Below are 19,990 nucleotides of genomic sequence, written 5' to 3' on the forward strand. Positions count from 1 at the left end.
GGAAGGAGACGGCGCAATGCTGAGCTGGATGGTCTGGACGACACCGGTGGCGGTGTTCTTCGGCTGCATCGTAGTCATGCTGATCACCATGACTATCTGGGAAATACGCGCGCCTTCGGTGCTGCGCAAGGGCTTCCTGCCGATCGCGACCACGCGTGGCGACCGCTTGTTTATCGGGCTGATGTGCGCCGCCTGGGTCAACCTGGCGTGGGTAGGACTGGGCGAGAAAATCACCGCTTGGCTGTCGCTGCCCGAAGAGCCGTCGGTCTGGATCAGCTTCGGGGTATCGATGCTGGTGCTGGCGCTGATCATGCGCAAGGGCTAGCCGTTTATTCGTAAGCATCAGGGTTGGATGGAAGGTTTGCGGCTTATCCCTGCCCCGGGGCCGCCACCACGACCATAGCCGGGGAGGGGAAATCTTGAGGAGACACTGATGAAAGTGCACGTGAAGTTGGGGATGTCAGCCCTTGCCTGCGCGGCTGCGCTGGCTTGTGGGTCCGTCTCGGCGGGCGAGGCTGAGGCCAAGAAGTGGATCGACAATGAGTTCCAGCCCTCGTCGCTGGCCAAGGACAAGCAGCAGGCCGAAATGAAGTGGTTCATCGACGCCGCCGCCAAGCTCAAGGCCAAGGGTGTCACGCAGATCAGCGTGGTGTCCGAAACCATCACCACGCACGAGTACGAATCCAAGACGCTGGCCAAGGCGTTCGAGGAGATTACCGGCATCAAGGTCAAGCACGACCTGATCCAGGAAGGCGACGTGGTCGAGAAGCTGCAGACCTCGATGCAGTCCGGCAAGTCGATCTACGACGGCTGGATCTCTGACTCGGACCTGATCGGCACGCACTACCGCTATGGCTCCATCCTGCCGCTGACCGACTATATGAACGGCGCCGGCAAGGAGTGGACCAACCCCGGGCTGGATGTGAAGGACTTTATCGGCACCAAGTTCACCACTGCGCCGGACGGCAAGCTGTACCAGCTGCCCGACCAGCAGTTTGCCAACCTGTACTGGTTCCGCGCCGACTGGTTCGCGCGCAAGGACCTGCAGGACAAGTTCAAGGCCAAGTACGGCTACGACCTGGGCGTGCCGACCAACTGGTCAGCCTATGAGGACATCGCCAACTTCTTCAGCAACGACGTGAAGGAGCTCGACGGCAAGAAGGTCTACGGGCACATGGATTACGGCAAGAAGGACCCGTCGCTGGGCTGGCGCTTCACCGACGCCTGGCTGTCGATGGCCGGCACCGCCGACAAGGGCCTTCCCAACGGCATGCCGGTTGACGAGTGGGGCATCCGCGTGGCCGAGGACAAGTGCACGCCGGTCGGCGCCTCAGTGTCGCGCGGCGGTGCCACCAACAGCCCGGCGGCGGTCTATGCGCTGACCAAGTACATCGACTGGATGAAGAAGTACGCGCCGCCGCAGGCGATGGGCATGACCTTCTCCGAGGCCGGCCCGGTCCCCGCGCAAGGCCAGGTGGCGCAGCAGATCTTCTGGTACACCGCCTTCACCGCGGACATGACCAAGAAGGGCCTGCCGGTGGTCAACGCCGACGGCTCGCCCAAGTGGCGCATGGCGCCGTCGCCGTACGGCCCGTACTGGAAGCAGGGCATGCAGAACGGCTACCAGGACGTGGGCTCCTGGACCTTCTTCAAGAACACCGATCCCAACAAGCTGGCGGGCGCCTGGCTGTATGCGCAGTTCGTGACGTCCAAGACGGTCTCGCTGAAGAAGTCGCTGACCGGACTGACCTTTATCCGCGACAGCGACATCCACCACGAGTACCTGACCAAGAACGCGGCCAAGTACGGTGGGCTGGTCGAGTTCTACCGCAGCCCCGCGCGCGTGGCTTGGACGCCGACCGGCACCAACGTACCCGACTATCCGAAGCTGGCCCAGCTGTGGTGGAAGAACGTGGCCACCGCGGTGACCGGCGAGAAGACGCCGCAAGCCGCCATGGACACGCTGGCCGAAGAGATGGACCAGGTCATGGCGCGGCTGCAACGCGCCGGCATGAGCAACTGCGCGCCCAAGCTCAACCCGAAGGGAGACCCGGGCAAGTGGCTGTCGAACGACCATGCGCCGTGGCAGAAGCTGGCCAACGAAAAGCCGAAGGGCGAGACCATTCCTTACGACAAGCTGTTGCAGGCGTGGAAGGAAGGGAAGGTGCGCTGAGGCGTTTGAGGCTGCCGGCAATGAATGAATGCCGCTGGTTTGCCCCCCTCTCCCGCATGCGGGAGAGGGGGGCACTCAACAGGTCATCCGGCCCTGACTTCGGCGCTCGCTCTCTACGTGGCCAAGTCCGATGTTTCCGAGTGGGGCTCGTTCGCCACTGACTGCACCGCATAACGCGCCTTCCCATGCCGCTTGGCCTCATACAGCGCTATGTCGGCGTGCATGAACAGCTCGCTCGCGGTCATGGCATGGCGCGCGTCATGGATGGCCGAGCCGACGCTGGCCGAGGCCGCCAGCGTGTGGCCATCGATCACGAAGGGCATGCGCGCGGCCTGCACGATGGTATTGGCGATGGATGCCATGGCCTGGCGGTCGGCAACGCCGTCCAGGATCACCGCAAACTCATCGCCGCCGATGCGCGCGACCGCGTCGCCCTTGCGCACGCAGGCGCGCAGCCGCTGTGCAAAGGCGACCAGCAACTGGTCGCCCACCGGGTGGCCAAGGCTGTCGTTGACGCCCTTGAAGTCGTCCAGGTCCACCAGCAGCAGCGCCAGCGAGCGGCCGTCGGCGCTGGCGCGGGCCATGCATTCGGCCAGGCGCCGGTCGAAACCCTTGCGGTTGAGCAGGCCGGTGAGGTAGTCGGAGATGGTTTGCGCTTCCAGGCTGCGCAGTTTTTCGCGCTCATGGGTGACGTTGCGCCCGAACATGTGCAGTCCGAGGACGGTGTCCTGGGCATCGTTCCAGGCCGGCTGGCAGGTGATCTCGATGCACTCGGTGCCGTCGGCGCTTTCCCGCGTAAAGGTCACTGAGCGCCCGGCCCGGGCTTGTTCCAGGTACTGCTGGCAAGCCAGGTATTCCTGCATGCCCCACAGTTCGCGCAGCGACAGTCCCACGATCTGCTGCGCCGGCACGCCGTAGCGCTGCGCATAGGCCTGGTTGACGAAGACATAGCGCTGCTGCATGTCGATGAACGAGACAAAGTCCGGCACATGGTTGGCGATCGCCTCGATGCGCTTCTCGCTTTCGGCGGCGCGGTCCTTGGCCGTTTTCAGCGCGGCTTCGCGCTCGGACAGCTGCGCCACCACTTCGGCGAAGGTCACGGCCAGTTCGCCAATCTCGTCGGCACGGCCGGCGGGCAGGTCTGCCACCGCGGCCGGGTTGGTGCCGATCTGGCGCACGGCGCGGTGCAGCCGCTGCAGCGGTTCAAGCAGCCGGCGCATGACCAGCCACATCATCGCGGCGGCAAGCAGCATGGTGATGGCGCCGATGACCAGGGTCCGTTGACGCACCGCGAGCAGCGGCGCGTAGGCTTCGGCTGCGGGCAGGACCGCCACCAACTCCCAGCCGTTGGATGCCAGCAGATGGCGCGCCACGATCGGCTGCGTCGGCGTCAGGACTTCCAGGAAGGCGGGGGCATGATCGGCGCCGCAGGCTTCGCCGATCGCGCGTGCGGGGCTCAGCACGCGGGCAACGTCCGGGTGCATTGCATAGCGGGGATTGGTGCCGGCGGAAACCAGGCAGAAGCTGCCGGTCGTGCCCACGCGGCTGTGCGCAAGCTCGCGCAGGAAGTTGCTGTCCGCGAGGTTCAGGACGCCCCCGACCACGCCGCGCAGCTCGCCGCCCGGACCGTGCAGCGGCACTGCCAGCACCACGCCGGGGGCATTGGTCTGCTTGCCCTGGACCAGGTCCGACACCGCAAATGGCTGGCCTTGCTGGATATCGCGGAAATAGTCGCGGTCGTCGACGCGCAGGCGCACTCCGTCCGGCACGGCGGTGCTGAACACCAGGTGCCCGTCGGGCGCGGCCAGGAAGACGGCGTTGAAGGTCTCGGGCACTTCCACCAGGCCCTCCGCGGCCCGGCGCAGCTCGGCCGGCTTTGCCGAAAGCATGGGGGAGAGCTGGCGTGCCACGCGCCGCAGGACGGCGGCCCGGCCCTGCAGCTTTTCATCGAGTTGCTCGGCCACCATCTTGACCAGCGTGTCCTGCTGCGTCTGCTGCAAAGTCTTCAGGCCGTCGTATGCGTAGCACTGCGCGTAGAGCGCGCGCAGCACGATGATCAGCGTCACCACACCCGCCGTGGCGAACGCCATCCGGTACTTCAAAGAGTGCTGCATGATTGACTTGTTTCTTGTGCGCACTGACCCGTATCCCGTCCCCGGCGCATTGTGTTGCCGACCGAGATTCTGTCCGGGACGCGAAACCAAGATTAGCAGATGTCAAGATGAAATTCGCAACTGTTTGCAACAGCGCGCCCATCGTGCAAGCGCAGCGTGCCTGCCGCGCTACAGCGAAGGGCGCGGCCGGTGGCGAGATCGCCACGCGCACTCATGCATGGATTCCGGCTTGGCATTAGCATGCGGGATGGCCCGCGATGTGGCGGGCCCGTCTCGCGGTTCCTGATTGCCGTTCCCGATTCCTTCCAGTCCAAACGCCAATGACCTTACCGACTACGCTGCTCGACCTGGCCGGCGCCAGCCGCACACCTTCCGCCTGGGATGCCGCCGTCCTGATCCTGATCGACCATCAACGCGAATATGTCGACGGCCGCCTGCCGCTGGTCGGCATGCCCGCGGCCGTGACTGCCTGCGCGCAGCTGCTGGCGCTGGCGCGCAGCCACGGCACGCCGGTGATCCATGTCGCGCACCACGGCCGTCCGGGAAGCATGGCGTTCGATCCGACCGGGCCGTATGCCGCCTTCATTGAAGGGGTGGGGCCGCAGGCCGGTGAGATTACCGTCACCAAGGGCTTGCCCAACAGCTTCGCCGGCACCACCCTGGCCGACGAGCTGGCCAGGCTAGGCCGCAAGGAGCTGATCGTGGCCGGCTTCCAGGCGCATATGTGCGTAAGCGCCACGGTGCGCTCCGCGCTCGACCACGGCTATCGCAGCACCGTGGTGGCCGCGGCCTGCGCCACGCGCGACCTGCCTGACCCGCTGGGCGGCCCCGCCGTGCCTGCGGCCGATCTCCACCGCAGCACGCTGGCTGCGTTGAACGACCGCTTCGCCACGGTCGTCGCGGACGCAGGGGTCTGGCACGGCTAACCAGCGACGGGCCAGGTGCGCACGCGCAGCACGGTATGGTCGCGCGGGCGCAGCGTCAATTCCAGTGCGGTCGGCACGCCCCGCCGCGTGATTGGCGCGACAAAGCGTGTCATGTCCGCTGCCGCAGCGAGGCGCGTGCCGCAGCGCATCGCCAGCCGCAGGATATGCAGCGGGACGAACCGCTCCGGCTCCTGCATGTCTGCCAGCGCTGCCAGCGTGAAATGCAGTGGCTGCCGGGCCAGTGCGATGAAGCGCCCGCGCAGCCGCGCCAGCGTCGCCGCGGGCGCCGCCAGCCCTTCGCCCTCGGCGCCGCTGCGCGTCATGCCGCGCACGCGCGGCTGCCACAGCGTGCCGGCAACCAGCAGCGGTGCGCGCCCCGCGCCAGCTTCATCCACGTATGCATCGAGCGCCACGACCGCGCCCGTCAGGTCATAGGTGGAAGCCACCGAGGCAAAGCTGCGGTGATAGCCGATGATGCAATCCATGTCTTCGTCATAGACCGGCCGCGCATCACGCGGCACGCGCGCCGGGCGCATCTCGAACCAGCCGGCACTGACCGGGTTGCGGCCGGTCCAGGGTAGGGCGGGTTCTGTTTCGGTCGCGGTGGGGAGGCAGGCGGATGGCAAGTCGTGCTCCGGTACAGGTCGGAGCGGTCAAGGTAGCCGGCGAATGAGTGGGTGGATATGAGATAAGCCTTATCGCCGGCAACGGAAAGGTTGCGTCGCGACGTGGCTACGGCCTAGAAGCTCACGCCCAGCGAAAGGATCGCGACCTGGTCCGTCGAGCCCGGGTTGAACCAGTAGAAGCCCGCCGTGAACCTGCGCACCGTAACCTGGAAAAAGCCGCCTCGCTGGAGTTCGCGGTCTTCCGCGTAGATCCGGGTACGTTGCGCGACCAGGCCCAGCCTCAGCCATTCGACCGGGCGGAAGCCAAGTTCGCTCCAGGCGTAGAGATAGCCCGGCTCTTCGCCGCGCGCGTCCAGGTATTCGGCTTCGATGTAGTAGTCGAACTTGCTCACTGCGACGCTGGCCTCGATCCCGCCGATCAGGCCGTGGGTGGAGCCTCCCACGAAGCCAGCGATGGGGGTCGCCTTGAACTGGATGGTTTCGCCGCCCGAGAAGGTCCAGCCGATGAAGGCTGACTGCGAGTGGACTGCTTCGTAGTTGCTTCTTGCCTCGAGGTGAAGCTGCTTCCTTTCGGCGATGAAGATGCCGGAGAGGTAGTCGCCGCTCTGGCGCGGCATGTTCCAGTAGCCTGTTGCCGAGAAGGTCCAGGGCGAGCCGGCCGCCTGCCCGGCGGCATCCGGCGCGGGCTGGGGCGGCTCCTGTGCCTGGACCGTGCCCGCGCCAAGGGCGGCGGCAAGCAGCAGGATCGCGCCTCGCATCTCAGCCGCCCAGCGCGATGATGGCGATGGTCATGACCACGCCCAGCGCAGTCATGGCTGCGCCAGTGACCCAGCCGCCAAAGCCGGCATAGTGGCCCAGCGCCCACCCGGCGGCGAACAGCATGGCCAGGGTCAGCCCGCGCGAGATCAGTAGCGCCAGTTTGACATTGTCCAGCAGTACGAACGGCAGTGCGACCGGAAACGTGGCCAGTACAACGATAAAGAAGATGCGCACGGCACCGAGCAGGTCGGCCATGTTCAGGCGGGGGCGGGGCGGCAGTGCCGGGGCGGCGGCAAGCCGTGCCCGCATGGCTTCCAGTTCCTTGTCGGTGACCAGCGACTTCGTTGCGCGAGGCAGCGCATCGCGAATCAGGCCGATCGCCGTGGCCTGGTCGCTAGCATTCCTGACGGCAAGTGCCAGGGAGATCCGCTGGCCGCGGCTCGCCAGCGTACGGATCAGGAACATGACCGCGTCCACCATGCCCCAGGCCAGGTTGCAGCCCAGCGCGGCATGCATCATGGTGCGGCTGGCATCCGGGCCGCCCGTGCCGCTCGACACCGCGCCGACAAAAGTGAGCGCCATGAACAGGCCGAAGCACATCTCGGAGACGCGATCCACTACGTCCAGCACCGGCTCCCGTGTCTGGGCATCCTCCGGCGGCACGGTCGCGCCGGCATGGATCGTCGTCCTGGGTGAATCGGGCATGGCGGACTCCCGAAAGCTGCGTCGATGATCGGATGGGCGATAGGGGCTGTGCCCGTGGGAGCGAGGGCGACTGTGCCTGCCTGGCCCGTCGTCCTGTGGACAAGTATGCGTGCCAGGCGCAAATATGCCAGGCCAGCTTTCCTTGATTGGCGTGATGAACCACGGTTTTCCGGGGAGGGTAGAAAACGTGGGCAAACGCCGGGCAACAAAAAACCCAGAGAGCTTGCGCTGTCTGGGTTTCCTGGCAACTTAGGCAGTTGCTGGCCATTTGTCTGGTGGGTGGTACAGGGATTGAACCTGTGACCCCTGCCGTGTGAAGGCAGTGCTCTACCGCTGAGCTAACCACCCCTTACTGCGTCGTCGTTGCCGTCGTGCAGCGGAGAAATGAGATTATGCAGAGGTTCTTGTATCTTGTAAAGCCCTTTTTTGATTTTTGTCAGGCGGCGAGGCTTCCGGACTCTGCCGCGGGGGCCTCCTGCCACACTGTCTTGCCGCCGCTGGCCTTGTCCAGGCCCTTGAGCAGGGCAAGGTGGGCCTGCTGCTCTTCGTCCGTGGCGCGCAGCACGGGCAGGGCCAGGCGCGACAGGTCGGCCACGGCAACCGCGCCGCCGTTGCCTGCGCTGCTGTCGTGCATGTCGATCACCAGCGAATCCTGGCCGCGCGTCATGGCCAGGTAGACCTCGGCCAGCAGCTCGGCATCCAGCAGGGCGCCGTGCAGCGTGCGGTGGGCGTTGCTGATGCCCAGGCGGTCGCACAGGGCGTCGAGCGAGTTGCGCTTGCCGGGGAACATCTGGCGGGCTTCGCGCAGGGTGTCGATCACATTGCCGGCATGCTGGCGGAACGGCGGCAGGCCCAGCAGCTGGAATTCCATGTCGAGGAAGCCCAGGTCGAACGGCGCGTTGTGGATGATCAGCTCGGCATCCTGGATGAACTCGCGGATGTCGTTGACGACTTCGGCAAAGCGGGGCTTGTCGGCCAGGAACTCGACCGTGATGCCGTGCACGGCGATCGCGCCCTCGTCGATATCGCGTTCCGGGTTGACGTAGAAGTGCAGGTGGCGCCCCGTCAGGCGGCGGTTCATCAGCTCGACGCAGCCGATTTCGATCAGGCGGTCGCCGGTGGCGGCACTCAGGCCGGTGGTTTCGGTGTCGAGAACGATTTGTCGCATGGCGGGCATTCTAGCGGAGCGGCGCGGGCGCTCCGCGGTTTCTTGTTAGGGAGAGGGATCAGCGGCCGATCGATTCGACGCCGCGGTTGGCCAGTGCGTCGGCGCGCTCATTGCCGGGGTGGCCGTTGTGGCCGCGCACCCAGTGCCAGGAGATCTGGTGCGGCTGCGCCAGGGTGTCCAGTTCCTGCCACAGGTCGGCATTCTTGACGGGCTTCTTGTCGGCGGTCTTCCAGCCGCGGGCCTTCCAGCCGGGCAGCCATTCGCTGATGCCCTTCTGGACATACTGCGAGTCGGTATAGACGCGCACGACGCAGGGCCGCTTGAGCGCGCGCAGCGCTTCGATCACGGCGGTCATTTCCATGCGGTTGTTGGTAGTGTTGGGCTCGCCGCCGAACATTTCTTTCTCGCTGGTGCCGGCGACGAGCACCGCGCCCCAGCCGCCGCGGCCGGGATTGCCCTTGCAGGCGCCGTCGGAGTAGATCGTGACTTCTTGCATGTGATTCCAAGGTGGCCACCCGCCGGGCAGGTGGCGCTTTGAGGGCGAATTGGGTGAGAGCGCGGGCGCGCGCCGGCGTCAGCGCTCTTCGCCGGGGGTCTTGCCGTGGGTGCCGGTAGGCGTGGCCACGGGCGATGACACCGGAGCCAGCGCCGGCTTGCTCTTCCAGGCCGGGCCGACCAGGCGGATATTGCGCACGCGCTTGATCGCCGAGATCATATAGACCGCGCCGAAGATCGGCCACCAGCGGTCGCCGGCCTTTTCCATGAAGGCGGCGCGCTGCAGCCAGCGGTCGGTGCGGTAGGGCGGGCAGTAGCAGCCAAAGCGGCCGCGGATGATATCGAAGCCCAGCAGCTTGAGCCAGTCCTTGATGCGCACGAAGCCGATCTGCTGCGCGTCCGTCGGCAGGAAGGGCGTGGCGCCGAGCCGGTTCATGCCCTGGCGCGCGCCCCACAGGCTCATCGGGTTGAAGCAGGTGACCACCACGCGCCCCTCGGGCATCAGCACCCGCGAGACCTCGCGCAGCACTTCGTGCGGGTCTTCGGCGAATTCCAGGATGTGGGGCAGGGTGACCAGGTCGATGCTCTGGGTGTCGAACGGCAGCTCGTCGAAACGGCACAGCAGCTGGCGCGCGTCGGGATGTGCGGCGCGCGGCCCGTGCGGTCCGCTGGAAGGGTCCAGCGCCAGCGCCGAGAACGGCATCCGGTTCTCGCGCAGGGTGTCGATAAAGGGCAGGCCCAACTGGACGGCGTGGTAGCCGAAGATGTCGGTCACGATCCGGTCGTACTGCTGCGCTTCCCAGCGCAGCATGTACTCACCGGGCGGCGAGGCCAGCCAGTCTTCCCAGCTTACAATCGGATGATTGGGACGATTGGACATAGGAGCATGCGCATGTTGAAGGTTGAGCCGATCCCGGCGTTCCAGGATAACTATATCTGGGCCATCCACGACGGGCATAGCGCCGCCGTGGTCGATCCCGGCGAGGCCGCGCCGGTGGAGCGCTTCCTGGCGCAAAGCGGTCTGGCTCTGGGCGCTATTGTAATCACCCATCACCACGGCGATCACCAGGGCGGGGTGGCCGAGTTGCTGGCGGCGCACCCGCGCACCCCGTCGGGCGCGCCGATGCCGGTGCTGGGGCCGGCCGGCGAACGCATTGGCGGGCGCACCCGGGCCCTGCGCGAAGGCGATGTCGTGACGCTGGAGACGCCGGCCCTGACGCTGCACGTGCTGGACGTGCCCGGGCACACCGCCGGCCATATCGCCTATGTGGGTGACCTGGGCGAAGCCGGCCCGGCGGTCTTCTGTGGCGATACCCTGTTTGCCAGTGGCTGCGGGCGCCTGTTCGAAGGCACGCCGGCACAGATGCTGGACTCGCTCGACAAGCTGGCGGCACTGCCGGGCGATACCCGCGTCTATTGCGCGCACGAATATACGCGCAGCAATGTGCGCTTTGCACGGGCGGTGGAACCGGCCAATGCCGCGCTGGCGGCGTGGGCGCAGCGGGTCGACGCGCTGCGCGCGGCGGACCAGCCGACGCTGCCGACCACCATCGCCCATGAGCGCGAGGTCAATCCCTTCCTGCGCTCGCGCGAGCCCGCGGTGCGCGCGGCGGTGGCGGCGCAGGGCGGGGCCGCCACGGGCGATGCGCAGGCTTTCGGTGCGCTGCGCGGCTGGAAGGACAATTTCCGCTGAGCCCTGCCTGGCCTGCGCGCCTTGCGCCGCAAGGCTTTCCGGCTGCCCGGCGGATATTGGCTATATGGAAAATCTGATTGACGCGATACGCGGTTTTTTTTAGCATCACGCATCCTTTTGGCGTCACGATTCGAGAACTTAATGAAAATTGGTCGATTACTGGCGGTGGTCGCGTGCGCCGCGCTGCTTGCAGCGTGCGCCAGCACCCCCACGCCGCCTGATGGCGCCAACGGCGCCGCGACCGCCCAGACCGCCAAGCGCCAGGACCCGCTCAACTCGCTCAGCGACAAATCGGCGCTTTCTTCCGCATCCACGATCAATGTCGACCAGGCTGGCCTGGACTGGCTGCGCGGCCCGTCCAGCGACATCTGGGACCGCATCCGGCGCGGCTTTGCCATGCAGGACCTGGAGGGCACGCTGGTCGATGACCGCACCCAGTGGTATGCGCAGCGGCCGGAATACATGGAACGGATGGTCGGGCGCTCAAGCCGTTACCTGTACCACATCGTAGAAGAGCTGGAACGGCGCAAGATGCCGACCGAGCTGGCGCTGCTGCCGTTCGTCGAGAGCGCGTTCAACCCGCAGGCCCAGTCCACCGCCAAGGCGGCCGGCATGTGGCAGTTCATCCCGAGCACCGGCAAGTCGTACAACCTGAAGCAGAACATGTTCCGCGACGAGCGCCGCGACGTGCTGGCCTCGACCGACGCCGCGCTGGACTACCTGGCGCGGCTCTACGACATGTTCGGCGACTGGCACCTGGCGCTGGCGGCGTACAACTGGGGCGAGGGCGCGGTGTCGCGCGCGATCGCACGCAACCAGGCGCGAGGGCTGCCGACCGACTACGCCAGCCTGCCCATGCCCAACGAGACGCGCTACTACGTGCCGAAGCTGCAGGCGGTCAAGAACATCATCGCCAACCCGGCCGCGTATGGCGTCAAGCTGCCCGAGATCCCGGACCACCCGTACTTTGTCACGGTGACCACCTCGCGCGATATCGACGTGAACCTGGCGGCCAAGCTGGCGGACATGTCGGTAGAGGAATTCAAGGCGCTCAACCCGTCGTTCAACCGGCCCGTGATCCTGGGCGCGTCCAACCCGCAGATCCTGCTGCCGTTCGATAACGCCGAGCGCTTCCAGTACAACCTGAACACCTACCGCGGCGGGTTGTCGAGCTGGTCGGCGGTGACGGTGGACAGCCGCGAGCGTATCGAAGCGCTGGCGGCACGGCTGAACGTCGACGCCGATACGCTGCGCGAGATCAACAGCATCCCGAAGGGCATGCGCCTGAAGGCCGGCTCGACCGTGATGATCCCGCGCTCGGGCCGCCACGACCAGGATATCAGCGCGACCCTGGCCGACAGCGCCATGCTGGCGATGGAGCCTGATTTGCCGGATGCGCGCCGCGTGGTGGTGCGAGCCGGCCGGCGCGACACCGTGGCCTCGGTGGCGCGGCGCTATGGCGTCTCGGCGGGGCAGGTGCAGTCGTGGAACAAGCTCTCCGGCACCAAGCTGGTCGCCGGGCAGAGCCTGGTGCTGATGGTGCCGGTGCGCGGCGCCGGCGCGGTGCGGGCGGCACGTGCCGAACAGGCTGACCGTGCCGAGCGCGCCGACCGTGCGGAGCGTTCCGAGCGAAGCAGCAAGGGCGGCATCGTGCGGGTCTCGGCCAAGGGCAAGGCGGGCAAGGCGGAGCCGCGCAAGCGCGTCACCGTCGAGGCGGCCTCGCGGCGAACGGCAGTCAAGGCGGCGCCGGCGCGCGTGGTGCGCGAGTCCAAGCCGGGGCCGACCGTCAAGGCGTCGGCCAAGGCCGGCGCCAAGGGGGCCAAGGCCCGCTGACGAATGCGGGCGCCGGCTGGTCCGCCGCATGGCGCAAGAAGGGGCGATGCCGTCGGCACGCCCCTTTTTTCATGTGCCGGCCCCCGGGGCCCGCGCGCCCCTCTCCGAATCTGTGTCCACGCGCACCCGCGCCGGTGGCAAACTACGGTCATCATCACAATGACCGCAGACGCGGAGGAGACAGACATGACGGCAAGCCATGCCGTGCATGCCCGTTCGCTGGCCGACCCCGAGGGGTTCTGGGCCGAACAGGCGGCGCGCATCGACTGGGAAGCCCCGTTCGGCCAGGTGCTCGACAACAGCCGCGCGCCCTTTACGCGCTGGTTCGCCGGCGGGCGCACCAACCTGTGCCACAACGCGGTCGACCGCCACCTGGCGGCCCGCGCCAGCCAGCCGGCGCTGCACTGGGTCTCGAGCGAGACCGACCAGGCCCGCACCTTTACCTACGCCGAGCTGCACGACGAAGTCAGCCGCATGGCCGCGATCCTGCAGGGCCTGGGCGTGCAGAAGGGCGACCGCGTGCTGATCTACATGCCGATGATCCCGGAAGCCGCCTTTGCCATGCTGGCCTGCGCGCGCATCGGCGCGATCCATTCGGTGGTGTTCGGCGGCTTTGCCTCGGTCAGCCTGGCCGCGCGCATCGAGGATGCCCGGCCGCGCGTGGTGGTCAGCGCCGACGCCGGCTCGCGCGCCGGCAAGGTGGTGCCCTACAAGCCGCTGCTGGACGAGGCCATCCGGCTCTCGTCGCACCAGCCCGGGAAGGTGCTGCTGGTGGACCGGCAACTGGCGCAAATGCCCCGTACCGAGGGCCGCGATGAGGACTACGCCGCCTGGCGCGAACGCGTGGCCGGCGTGCAGGTGCCGTGCGTGTGGCTGGAATCGAGCGAGCCGTCGTACGTGCTCTACACCTCCGGCACCACCGGCAAGCCCAAGGGCGTGCAGCGCGATACCGGCGGCTACGCGGTGGCGCTGGCCACCTCGATGGAATACATCTTCTGCGGCAAGCCCGGCGACACCATGTTCACCGCGTCGGACATCGGCTGGGTGGTGGGGCACAGCTATATCGTCTACGGCCCGCTGCTGGCCGGCATGGCCACGCTGATGTATGAAGGCACGCCGATCCGCCCCGACGGTGGCATCCTGTGGCGGCTGGTGGAGCAATACCAGGTCAACCTGATGTTCAGCGCGCCGACCGCGATCCGCGTGCTGAAGAAGCAGGACCCGGCCTGGCTGACGCGTTATGACCTGTCCAGCCTGCGCCTGCTGTTCCTGGCCGGCGAGCCGCTGGACGAGCCCACCGCGCGCTGGATCCAGGACGGCCTGGGCAAGCCCGTGGTCGACAACTACTGGCAGACCGAATCCGGCTGGCCGATCCTCGCGATCCAGCGCGGCATCGAGGCGCTGCCGCCCAAGCTGGGCTCGCCCGGCGTGCCCGCCTATGGCTATGACCTGAAGATCGTCGACGAGAACACCGGCGCTGAATGCCCGCCGGGGCAGAAGGGTGTGGTCGCCATCGACGGCCCGCTGCCGCCGGGATGCATGAGCACGGTCTGGGGCGACGACGACCGCTTCGTGCGCACCTACTGGCAGGCGGTGCCGAACCGGCTGTGCTATTCGACCTTCGACTGGGGCGTGCGCGACGCCGACGGCTACGTCTTTATCCTGGGCCGCACCGACGACGTGATCAACGTGGCCGGCCACCGGCTGGGCACCCGCGAGATCGAGGAAAGCCTGTCGTCCAACGCCGCCGTGGCCGAGGTGGCGGTGGTGGGCGTGCAGGACGCGCTCAAGGGGCAGGTGGCCATGGCCTTCTGCATCGCCCGCGATCCGGCGCGCACGGCCACGGCCGAAGCGCGGCTGGCATTGGAGGGCGAGCTGATGAAGACGGTGGAGCAGCAACTGGGTGCCGTGGCGCGGCCGGCGCGCGTATTCTTTGTCAATGCGCTGCCCAAGACGCGCTCCGGCAAGTTGCTGCGGCGCGCCATGCAGGCGGTGGCCGAAGGACGCGATCCGGGCGACCTGACCACGATCGAGGACCCGGGTGCGCTGGAACAGTTGCAGGCAGCGCTGAAAGGCTAGATGGCGGGCTGAGGGCGTGGGATGCGGGTGCCGTGCGGGGCACTCCGCATCCCGCCCTTGCCATCGGCCGTGATGCAGTCTAATATTTGAAGTATAAAATATTTAGACATCATCTAGATGGCGGTGTGATCCTGGGCAAAGGTGCCCGGCGCAGCCGGCAGGAGGCGACAGATGCGAGTGCTTTGTATTGGTGGTGGCCCGGCAGGCCTGTACTTCGGGCTGCTGATGAAGCTGCAGGATCCGGCCAACGAGGTCATCGTGGTCGAGCGCAACCGGCCCTACGACACCTTCGGCTGGGGCGTGGTGTTCTCTGACGCCACCATGGACAACCTGAAGCAAGCCGACCCGGTCAGCGCGGCCGAGATCAACGCGGCCTTCAACCACTGGGACGATATCGACATCCATATCGGCGGGCGCACCATCCGCTCCGGCGGCCATGGCTTTATCGGCATCGGCCGCAAGCGCCTGCTCAATATCCTGCAGGCACGCTGCGAGGCGCTGGGCGTGAAGCTGGTGTTCGAGATCGATGTGTCCGACGACCAGGCGCTGGCGATGCAATACCAGGCCGACCTGGTGATCGCCTCGGACGGCCTGAACAGCCGCATCCGCACCCGCTACGCCGACACCTTCCAGCCTGACATCGACACGCGCCAGTGCCGCTTTGTCTGGATGGGCACGCACAAGCTGTTCGACGCCTTCACCTTTGCCTTCGAGAAGACCGAGCACGGCTGGTTCCAGGCGCACGCCTACCGCTTTGACGACACCACCTCGACCTTTATCGTCGAGGCCCCGGAGTCGGTCTGGCGCGCCGCGGGCATCGAGCAGATGAGCCAGGAAGAGGGCGTGGCCTACTGCGAGCGCCTGTTCGCGCGCTACCTCGACGGCAACAAGCTGATCACCAATGCGGCGCACCTGCGCGGCTCGGCGATCTGGATCCGCTTCCCGCGCGTGATCTGCCGCCAATGGGTGCATTGGAACACCTTGCCCGACGGCCGCCGCGTGCCGGTGGTGCTGATGGGCGATGCCGCGCACACCGCGCACTTCTCGATCGGTTCGGGCACCAAGCTGGCGCTGGAAGATGCGATTGACCTGGCCGAGGAAATCCGTGGCAGGGGTCATGACGGCCTGCCCGATGCACTGTCGCGCTACGAAGCCACGCGCGGCGTCGAAGTGCTGAAGATCCAGAACGCGGCGCGCAACTCGACCGAATGGTTCGAGAACGTCGAGCGCTACGCGGGCAGCCTGCCGCCGGAGCAGTTCGCCTATTCCCTGCTGACCCGCTCGCAGCGCATCTCGCATGAGAACCTGCGCGTGCGCGATGCGGACTACGTGGCGCAGTTCGAGCACTGGCTGGCGCGGCAGGCCGGCGTGCAACCGGAAAGCCTGCAACTGCGCGAGCATCAGCCGCTGCCGCCGATGTTCACGCCGTTCCGCATGCGCGGCGTCACGCTGAAGAACCGCGTGGTGGTGTCGCCGATGGCGATGTACTCATGCACCGACGGCGTGCCCGGCGACTTCCACCTGGTCCACCTGGGTTCGCGCGCGCTGGGCGGCGCCGGCATGGTGGTGGCGGAGATGACCTGCGTGTCGCCCGATGCGCGCATCACGCCGGGATGCCCGGGTTTGTGGAACGACGCACAGCGCGATGCCTGGCGCCGCATCGTCGACTTCGTGCATGCCAACAGCGATGCGCGCATCGCCATGCAGATCGGCCACTCGGGCCGCAAGGGTTCGACCCAGCTCGGCTGGGAGGCAATGGACCATCCGCTGCCGGACGGCAACTGGCCGGTGATCTCGGCCTCGCCGCTGCCCTACCTGCCGGGCGAGTCGCAGACCCCGCGCGAGATGACGCGCGCAGACATGGACCGTGTGCGCGATGACTTCGTCGCCAGCGCGCGCCGCGCCGCCGAGGCCGGCTTCGACTGGCTGGAGCTACACTGCGCGCACGGCTACCTGCTGTCGAGCTTTATCTCGCCGCTGACCAATACGCGGGAAGATGAATACGGCGGTTCGCTGGCCGCGCGGCTGCGCTACCCGCTGGAGGTGTTTGCCGCGGTGCGTGAGGTGTGGCCGGAACACAAGCCGATGTCGGTGCGCATCTCGGCGCACGACTGGGTCGAAGGCGGCATCACCCCCGACGACGCGATCGAGATCGCACGCGCCTTCAAGGCCGCCGGCGCCGATATGATCGACTGCTCGTCGGGCCAGGTCAGCCCGGACCAGGCCCCGGTCTACGGCCGCATGTACCAGACCCCGTTTGCCGACCGCATCCGCAACGAAGCCGGCATCGCCACCATTGCCGTGGGCGCGATCTTCGAGGCCGACCACGTCGACTCGATCATCGCCGCGGGCCGTGCCGACCTGTGCGCGATCGCGCGGCCGCATCTGGCCAACCCGGCCTGGACGCTGCAGGAAGCGGCGCGCATCGGCTATCGCGATATCGCCTGGCCCAAGCAGTACCAGGCCGGCAAGCGGCAACTTGAAACCAACCTGGAACGCGCCGCGGCGCAGGAGAAGCAGGGATGACGCGCAGCACGGGTTCACTGTCAGGGCGCCACGCGCTGGTCACCGGCGGCGGGCGCGGCATCGGCGCGGCCATCGCGCGCCGGCTGCTGGCCGACGGCGCCAGCGTGACACTGCTGGGCCGCGATGCCGGCGCCTTGCAGGCGACCGTGCAAGCGCTGCGTGAGCTTGCTTCCGCAGGCGCCGTAGTCTCCTTTGTCACGGCCGATATTGCCGATGCCGACAGCGTGGCACGCGCCTTCGCCGCCGCCGCGGAACAGGCCGGCCCGGTGTCGATGCTGGTCAACAATGCCGGCCAGGCGCACAGCGCTCCGTTCCTGAAGACCGACGCCGCGCTGTGGCAGCGCATGCTGGACGTGAACCTGACCGGCACCTTCCTGTGCACGCAGGCGGCGCTGCCGGCGATGCTCGACGCGGGCTGGGGCCGTATCGTCAATGTGGCGAGCACGGCCGGCCTGATCGGCTATGGTTATGTCAGTGCCTATTGCGCGGCCAAGCATGGGGTGATCGGCCTGACGCGCGCGCTGGCGCTGGAAACCGCGGCCAAGGGCGTGACCGTCAACGCGGTCTGCCCGGGCTATACCGAAACCGACATCGTGCGCGACGCGGTGGCCAATATCGTCGGCAAGACCGGCCGCACTGAAGCCGAGGCCCGCGCTGAACTGGCCGCGCGCAATCCGCAGCGCCGCCTGGTGCAGCCCGAGGAAGTGGCCGACGCCGTGGCCTGGCTGTGCCAGCCGTCCGCCGCGGCGATCACCGGCCAGGCAATCCCGGTGGCCGGCGGCGAGGTGATGGCCGGCTGACAACGACAGCACAAGGACCTGAGAGAGAACCCATGACAGAGATCGCACTCGACATGCGCCACCACAAGCGCAGCTTTGCCGGCTACCAGCCGGAGCACTTCCTGTGGTCGGTGTCCGGCGACGGCAAGGTCGGCACCGTGACGCTGAACCGGCCGGAGCGCAAGAACCCGCTGACCTTCGATTCCTACGCCGAGCTGCGCGATCTGTTCCGCGGCCTGTGCTATGCCAGCGACATCAAGGCGGTGGTGGTGACGGGCGCGGGCGGCAACTACTGCTCGGGCGGCGACGTGCACGAGATCATCGGGCCTCTCACGCGCATGACCATGCCTGAGCTGCTCGACTTCACGCGCATGACCGGCGATCTGGTCAAGGCCATGCGCGCCTGCCCGCAGCCGGTGGTGAGCGCGGTCGACGGCATCTGCGCCGGCGCCGGCGCGATGATGGCGCTGGCCTCCGACATGCGCCTGGGCACGGCGCAGGCCAAGACCGCGTTCCTGTTCACGCGCGTCGGCCTGGCCGGCGCCGACATGGGCGCGTGCACGCTGCTGCCGCGCGTGATCGGGCAGGGGCGTGCCAGCGAGCTGCTCTACACCGGCCGCTCGATGAGCGCGGAAGAGGGCCTGCAGTGGGGCTTCTTCAATGCGCTGCATCCGTCCGAAGCGGTGCTGGCGCAGGCGCAGGCGCTGGCCGCGCAACTGGCCGCCGGCCCGACCTTTGCGCACGGCGTGACCAAGAAGCTGCTGCACCAGGAATGGAACATGGGGCTGGACGAGGCCATCGAGGCCGAGGCCGAAGCCCAGGCCATCTGCATGCAGACGCGCGACTTCCGCCGCGCCTACGAGGCCTTCGTCGCCAAGACCAAGCCGGTGTTCGAAGGGGACTGAAGCGCCATGTCCGACAAGACCTATCTCGACCTGCCGCTGTTCGACGACGCGCACCGCGCACTGGAGCGCGAACTGGACGCCTGGTGCGCGCAACACCTCCATGTCGACCACAGCGATACCGACGCCGCCTGCCGCGCGCTGGTGCGCCAGCTGGGCGAGGCCGGCTGGCTGCGCTACTGCGTGCCGGCCGCGCACGGCGGCGCGCTGCCGGCGCTGGATTCGCGCTCGCTGTGCCTGCTGCGCGAGACCCTGGCGCGCCATGACGGCCTGGCCGATTTTGCCTTTGCCATGCAGGGGCTGGGCTCGGGCGCGATCTCGCTGGCCGGCAGCGATGCGCTGCGCGCGCATTACCTGCCGCGCGTGGCCCGCGGCGAGGCGATTGCCGCGTTTGCGCTGTCCGAGCCGGAGGCCGGTTCCGATGTGGCCGCCATGCAGTGCAGCGCACGGCTGTCGGACGACGGCAGCCACTATGTGATCGATGGCGCCAAGACCTGGATTTCCAACGGCGGCATTGCCGACTTCTACTGCGTGTTCGTGCGCACCGGCGAGGCGCCGGGCGCGCGCGGCATCTCCGCCTTTGTGGTGGACGCCGATACGCCGGGCCTGACCATCGCCGAGCGCATCGACGTGATGGCGCCGCACCCGCTCGCCACGCTGCGTTTCGACAACTGCCGCGTGCCCGTGGGCAACCGGCTGGGCGAGGCGGGGCAGGGCTTCAAGGTGGCGATGATGACGCTCGACATCTTCCGTGCCTCGGTCGCGGCGGCGGCGCTGGGCTTTGGCCGCGCCGCGCTGGACGATGCACTGGCGCGCGCCTGCGCGCGCCCGATGTTCGGCGGCGTGCTGGCCGACCTGCAGCTGACGCAGGCCGCCATCGGCGACATGGCCACCGCGATCGACGCCGCGGCGCTGCTGACCTACCGCGCGGCCTGGCTGCGCGATGTCAAGGGCCAGCGCACCACGCGCGAGGCGGCCATGGCCAAGATGGTGGCGACCGAGAATGCGCAGCAGGTGATCGACCGTGCGGTGCAGATGTTCGGCGGCCTGGGCGTCAAGGTCGGCACGCGGGTGGAAAGCCTGTACCGCGAGATCCGCTCGCTGCGCATCTATGAAGGCGCCACCGAAGTGCAGAAGCTGATCATTGCGCGCGAGACGCTGGCCGGGCGCAAAGCCTGACGCGCCCGCGTGCCACCCACGAACTGCCGTACC

Annotated in this window: 17 protein-coding genes and 1 tRNA gene; 10 read left to right on the forward strand and 8 right to left on the reverse strand. The window is 67.6% G+C overall.

The window, feature by feature from the left end; all coding sequences use genetic code 11:
• The first annotated feature begins 16 nt into the window (after positions 1-16).
• Both AC3WVS_RS23730 and AC3WVS_RS23735 read left to right on the forward strand, forming a co-directional pair.
• Positions 17-325: a DUF2160 domain-containing protein gene (locus AC3WVS_RS23730; protein ID WP_492320577.1), complete on the forward strand. Its 309-nt coding sequence runs from the start codon at positions 17-19 to the stop codon at positions 323-325.
• 120 nt (positions 326-445) lie between these two features.
• On the forward strand, positions 446-2,173 hold the full coding sequence (locus tag AC3WVS_RS23735) for an ABC transporter substrate-binding protein (protein ID WP_492320631.1): 1,728 nt from the start codon (positions 446-448) through the stop codon (positions 2,171-2,173).
• A 113-nt stretch (positions 2,174-2,286) separates the two neighbouring features.
• On the opposite strand, the gene AC3WVS_RS23740 is transcribed toward AC3WVS_RS23735, so the two are convergent.
• Entirely contained in the window at positions 2,287-4,287 is a 2,001-nt protein-coding gene (locus tag AC3WVS_RS23740; RefSeq protein ID WP_492320578.1) for a sensor domain-containing diguanylate cyclase, read from the reverse strand.
• A gap of 320 nt (positions 4,288-4,607) precedes the next feature.
• Here AC3WVS_RS23740 and AC3WVS_RS23745 point away from each other — a divergent pair, with 320 nt between their 5' ends.
• On the forward strand, positions 4,608-5,213 hold the full coding sequence (locus AC3WVS_RS23745; RefSeq protein WP_492320579.1) for a cysteine hydrolase family protein: 606 nt from the start codon (positions 4,608-4,610) through the stop codon (positions 5,211-5,213).
• Here the strand turns inward: AC3WVS_RS23745 and AC3WVS_RS23750 are convergent.
• The 7 genes from AC3WVS_RS23750 to AC3WVS_RS23780 all read right to left on the reverse strand — a co-directional run bounded on the left by AC3WVS_RS23750 (position 5,210) and on the right by AC3WVS_RS23780 (position 9,846).
• Positions 5,210-5,839: a hypothetical protein gene (locus AC3WVS_RS23750; RefSeq protein ID WP_492320580.1), complete on the reverse strand. Its 630-nt coding sequence runs from the start codon at positions 5,837-5,839 to the stop codon at positions 5,210-5,212. The two genes, AC3WVS_RS23745 and AC3WVS_RS23750, sit on opposite strands and share 4 nt — an antisense overlap.
• A 113-nt stretch (positions 5,840-5,952) precedes the next feature.
• Positions 5,953-6,597, reverse strand: a complete 645-nt coding sequence (locus tag AC3WVS_RS23755) for a hypothetical protein (protein ID WP_492320581.1) — start codon at positions 6,595-6,597, stop codon at positions 5,953-5,955.
• Position 6,598: 1 nt separating this feature from the next.
• Positions 6,599-7,303, reverse strand: a complete 705-nt coding sequence (locus AC3WVS_RS23760; protein ID WP_492320582.1) for a hypothetical protein — start codon at positions 7,301-7,303, stop codon at positions 6,599-6,601.
• A gap of 273 nt (positions 7,304-7,576) precedes the next feature.
• A tRNA-Val gene (locus tag AC3WVS_RS23765) sits at positions 7,577-7,651 on the reverse strand.
• An 88-nt stretch (positions 7,652-7,739) separates the two neighbouring features.
• Positions 7,740-8,480, reverse strand: coding sequence for a DNA polymerase III subunit epsilon (gene dnaQ, locus AC3WVS_RS23770; protein ID WP_492320583.1), 741 nt, complete (start codon positions 8,478-8,480; stop codon positions 7,740-7,742).
• A gap of 49 nt (positions 8,481-8,529) precedes the next feature.
• On the reverse strand, positions 8,530-8,967 hold the full coding sequence (gene rnhA, locus AC3WVS_RS23775; RefSeq protein ID WP_010814334.1) for a ribonuclease HI: 438 nt from the start codon (positions 8,965-8,967) through the stop codon (positions 8,530-8,532).
• Positions 8,968-9,045: 78 nt separating this feature from the next.
• A complete protein-coding gene (locus AC3WVS_RS23780) occupies positions 9,046-9,846 on the reverse strand; it encodes a methyltransferase domain-containing protein (protein ID WP_010814333.1) in 801 nt (266 codons plus the stop codon).
• 12 nt (positions 9,847-9,858) lie between these two features.
• Here AC3WVS_RS23780 and gloB point away from each other — a divergent pair, with 12 nt between their 5' ends.
• The 7 genes from gloB to AC3WVS_RS23815 all read left to right on the forward strand — a co-directional run bounded on the left by gloB (position 9,859) and on the right by AC3WVS_RS23815 (position 19,957).
• On the forward strand, positions 9,859-10,659 hold the full coding sequence (gene gloB, locus AC3WVS_RS23785) for a hydroxyacylglutathione hydrolase (protein ID WP_492320584.1): 801 nt from the start codon (positions 9,859-9,861) through the stop codon (positions 10,657-10,659).
• A 141-nt stretch (positions 10,660-10,800) separates the two neighbouring features.
• The gene (locus AC3WVS_RS23790) at positions 10,801-12,492 is read left to right on the forward strand and encodes a transglycosylase SLT domain-containing protein (protein ID WP_492320585.1); all 1,692 of its coding nucleotides are present in this window, start codon (positions 10,801-10,803) and stop codon (positions 12,490-12,492) included.
• A gap of 186 nt (positions 12,493-12,678) precedes the next feature.
• Positions 12,679-14,571, forward strand: coding sequence for a propionate--CoA ligase (locus AC3WVS_RS23795; protein ID WP_492320586.1), 1,893 nt, complete (start codon positions 12,679-12,681; stop codon positions 14,569-14,571).
• Positions 14,572-14,742: 171 nt separating this feature from the next.
• Positions 14,743-17,097 carry a bifunctional salicylyl-CoA 5-hydroxylase/oxidoreductase gene (locus tag AC3WVS_RS23800; RefSeq protein WP_492320587.1) on the forward strand — a complete coding sequence of 785 codons (2,355 nt, stop codon included), beginning with the start codon at positions 14,743-14,745 and terminating at the stop codon, positions 17,095-17,097.
• Positions 17,094-17,897, forward strand: a complete 804-nt coding sequence (locus tag AC3WVS_RS23805; RefSeq protein ID WP_492320588.1) for an SDR family NAD(P)-dependent oxidoreductase — start codon at positions 17,094-17,096, stop codon at positions 17,895-17,897. Before AC3WVS_RS23800 ends, AC3WVS_RS23805 begins: the two co-directional genes overlap by 4 nt.
• A gap of 32 nt (positions 17,898-17,929) precedes the next feature.
• Positions 17,930-18,781: an enoyl-CoA hydratase family protein gene (locus AC3WVS_RS23810; protein ID WP_316150529.1), complete on the forward strand. Its 852-nt coding sequence runs from the start codon at positions 17,930-17,932 to the stop codon at positions 18,779-18,781.
• A 6-nt stretch (positions 18,782-18,787) separates the two neighbouring features.
• Positions 18,788-19,957 carry an acyl-CoA dehydrogenase family protein gene (locus tag AC3WVS_RS23815; protein ID WP_492320589.1) on the forward strand — a complete coding sequence of 390 codons (1,170 nt, stop codon included), beginning with the start codon at positions 18,788-18,790 and terminating at the stop codon, positions 19,955-19,957.
• Positions 19,958-19,990: the final 33 nt, after the last annotated feature.

The organism is Cupriavidus sp. CPT47-8839-RL05A, assembly GCF_058792255.1.

Bases quoted from the DNA above. Each gene is read 5' to 3' on its own strand.
- AC3WVS_RS23730 (WP_492320577.1), top strand. From the start codon at position 17: ATGCTGAGCTGGATGGTCTGGACGACACCGGTGGCGGTGTTCTTCGGC.
- AC3WVS_RS23740 (WP_492320578.1), bottom strand. From the start codon at position 4,287: ATGCAGCACTCTTTGAAGTACCGGATGGCGTTCGCCACGGCGGGTGTG.
- AC3WVS_RS23745 (WP_492320579.1), top strand. From the start codon at position 4,608: ATGACCTTACCGACTACGCTGCTCGACCTGGCCGGCGCCAGCCGCACA.
- AC3WVS_RS23755 (WP_492320581.1), bottom strand. From the start codon at position 6,597: ATGCGAGGCGCGATCCTGCTGCTTGCCGCCGCCCTTGGCGCGGGCACG.
- AC3WVS_RS23760 (WP_492320582.1), bottom strand. From the start codon at position 7,303: ATGCCCGATTCACCCAGGACGACGATCCATGCCGGCGCGACCGTGCCG.
- dnaQ (WP_492320583.1), bottom strand. From the start codon at position 8,480: ATGCCCGCCATGCGACAAATCGTTCTCGACACCGAAACCACCGGCCTG.
- rnhA (WP_010814334.1), bottom strand. From the start codon at position 8,967: ATGCAAGAAGTCACGATCTACTCCGACGGCGCCTGCAAGGGCAATCCC.
- AC3WVS_RS23780 (WP_010814333.1), bottom strand. From the start codon at position 9,846: ATGTCCAATCGTCCCAATCATCCGATTGTAAGCTGGGAAGACTGGCTG.
- gloB (WP_492320584.1), top strand. From the start codon at position 9,859: ATGTTGAAGGTTGAGCCGATCCCGGCGTTCCAGGATAACTATATCTGG.
- AC3WVS_RS23790 (WP_492320585.1), top strand. From the start codon at position 10,801: ATGAAAATTGGTCGATTACTGGCGGTGGTCGCGTGCGCCGCGCTGCTT.
- AC3WVS_RS23795 (WP_492320586.1), top strand. From the start codon at position 12,679: ATGACGGCAAGCCATGCCGTGCATGCCCGTTCGCTGGCCGACCCCGAG.
- AC3WVS_RS23800 (WP_492320587.1), top strand. From the start codon at position 14,743: ATGCGAGTGCTTTGTATTGGTGGTGGCCCGGCAGGCCTGTACTTCGGG.
- AC3WVS_RS23805 (WP_492320588.1), top strand. From the start codon at position 17,094: ATGACGCGCAGCACGGGTTCACTGTCAGGGCGCCACGCGCTGGTCACC.
- AC3WVS_RS23810 (WP_316150529.1), top strand. From the start codon at position 17,930: ATGACAGAGATCGCACTCGACATGCGCCACCACAAGCGCAGCTTTGCC.
- AC3WVS_RS23815 (WP_492320589.1), top strand. From the start codon at position 18,788: ATGTCCGACAAGACCTATCTCGACCTGCCGCTGTTCGACGACGCGCAC.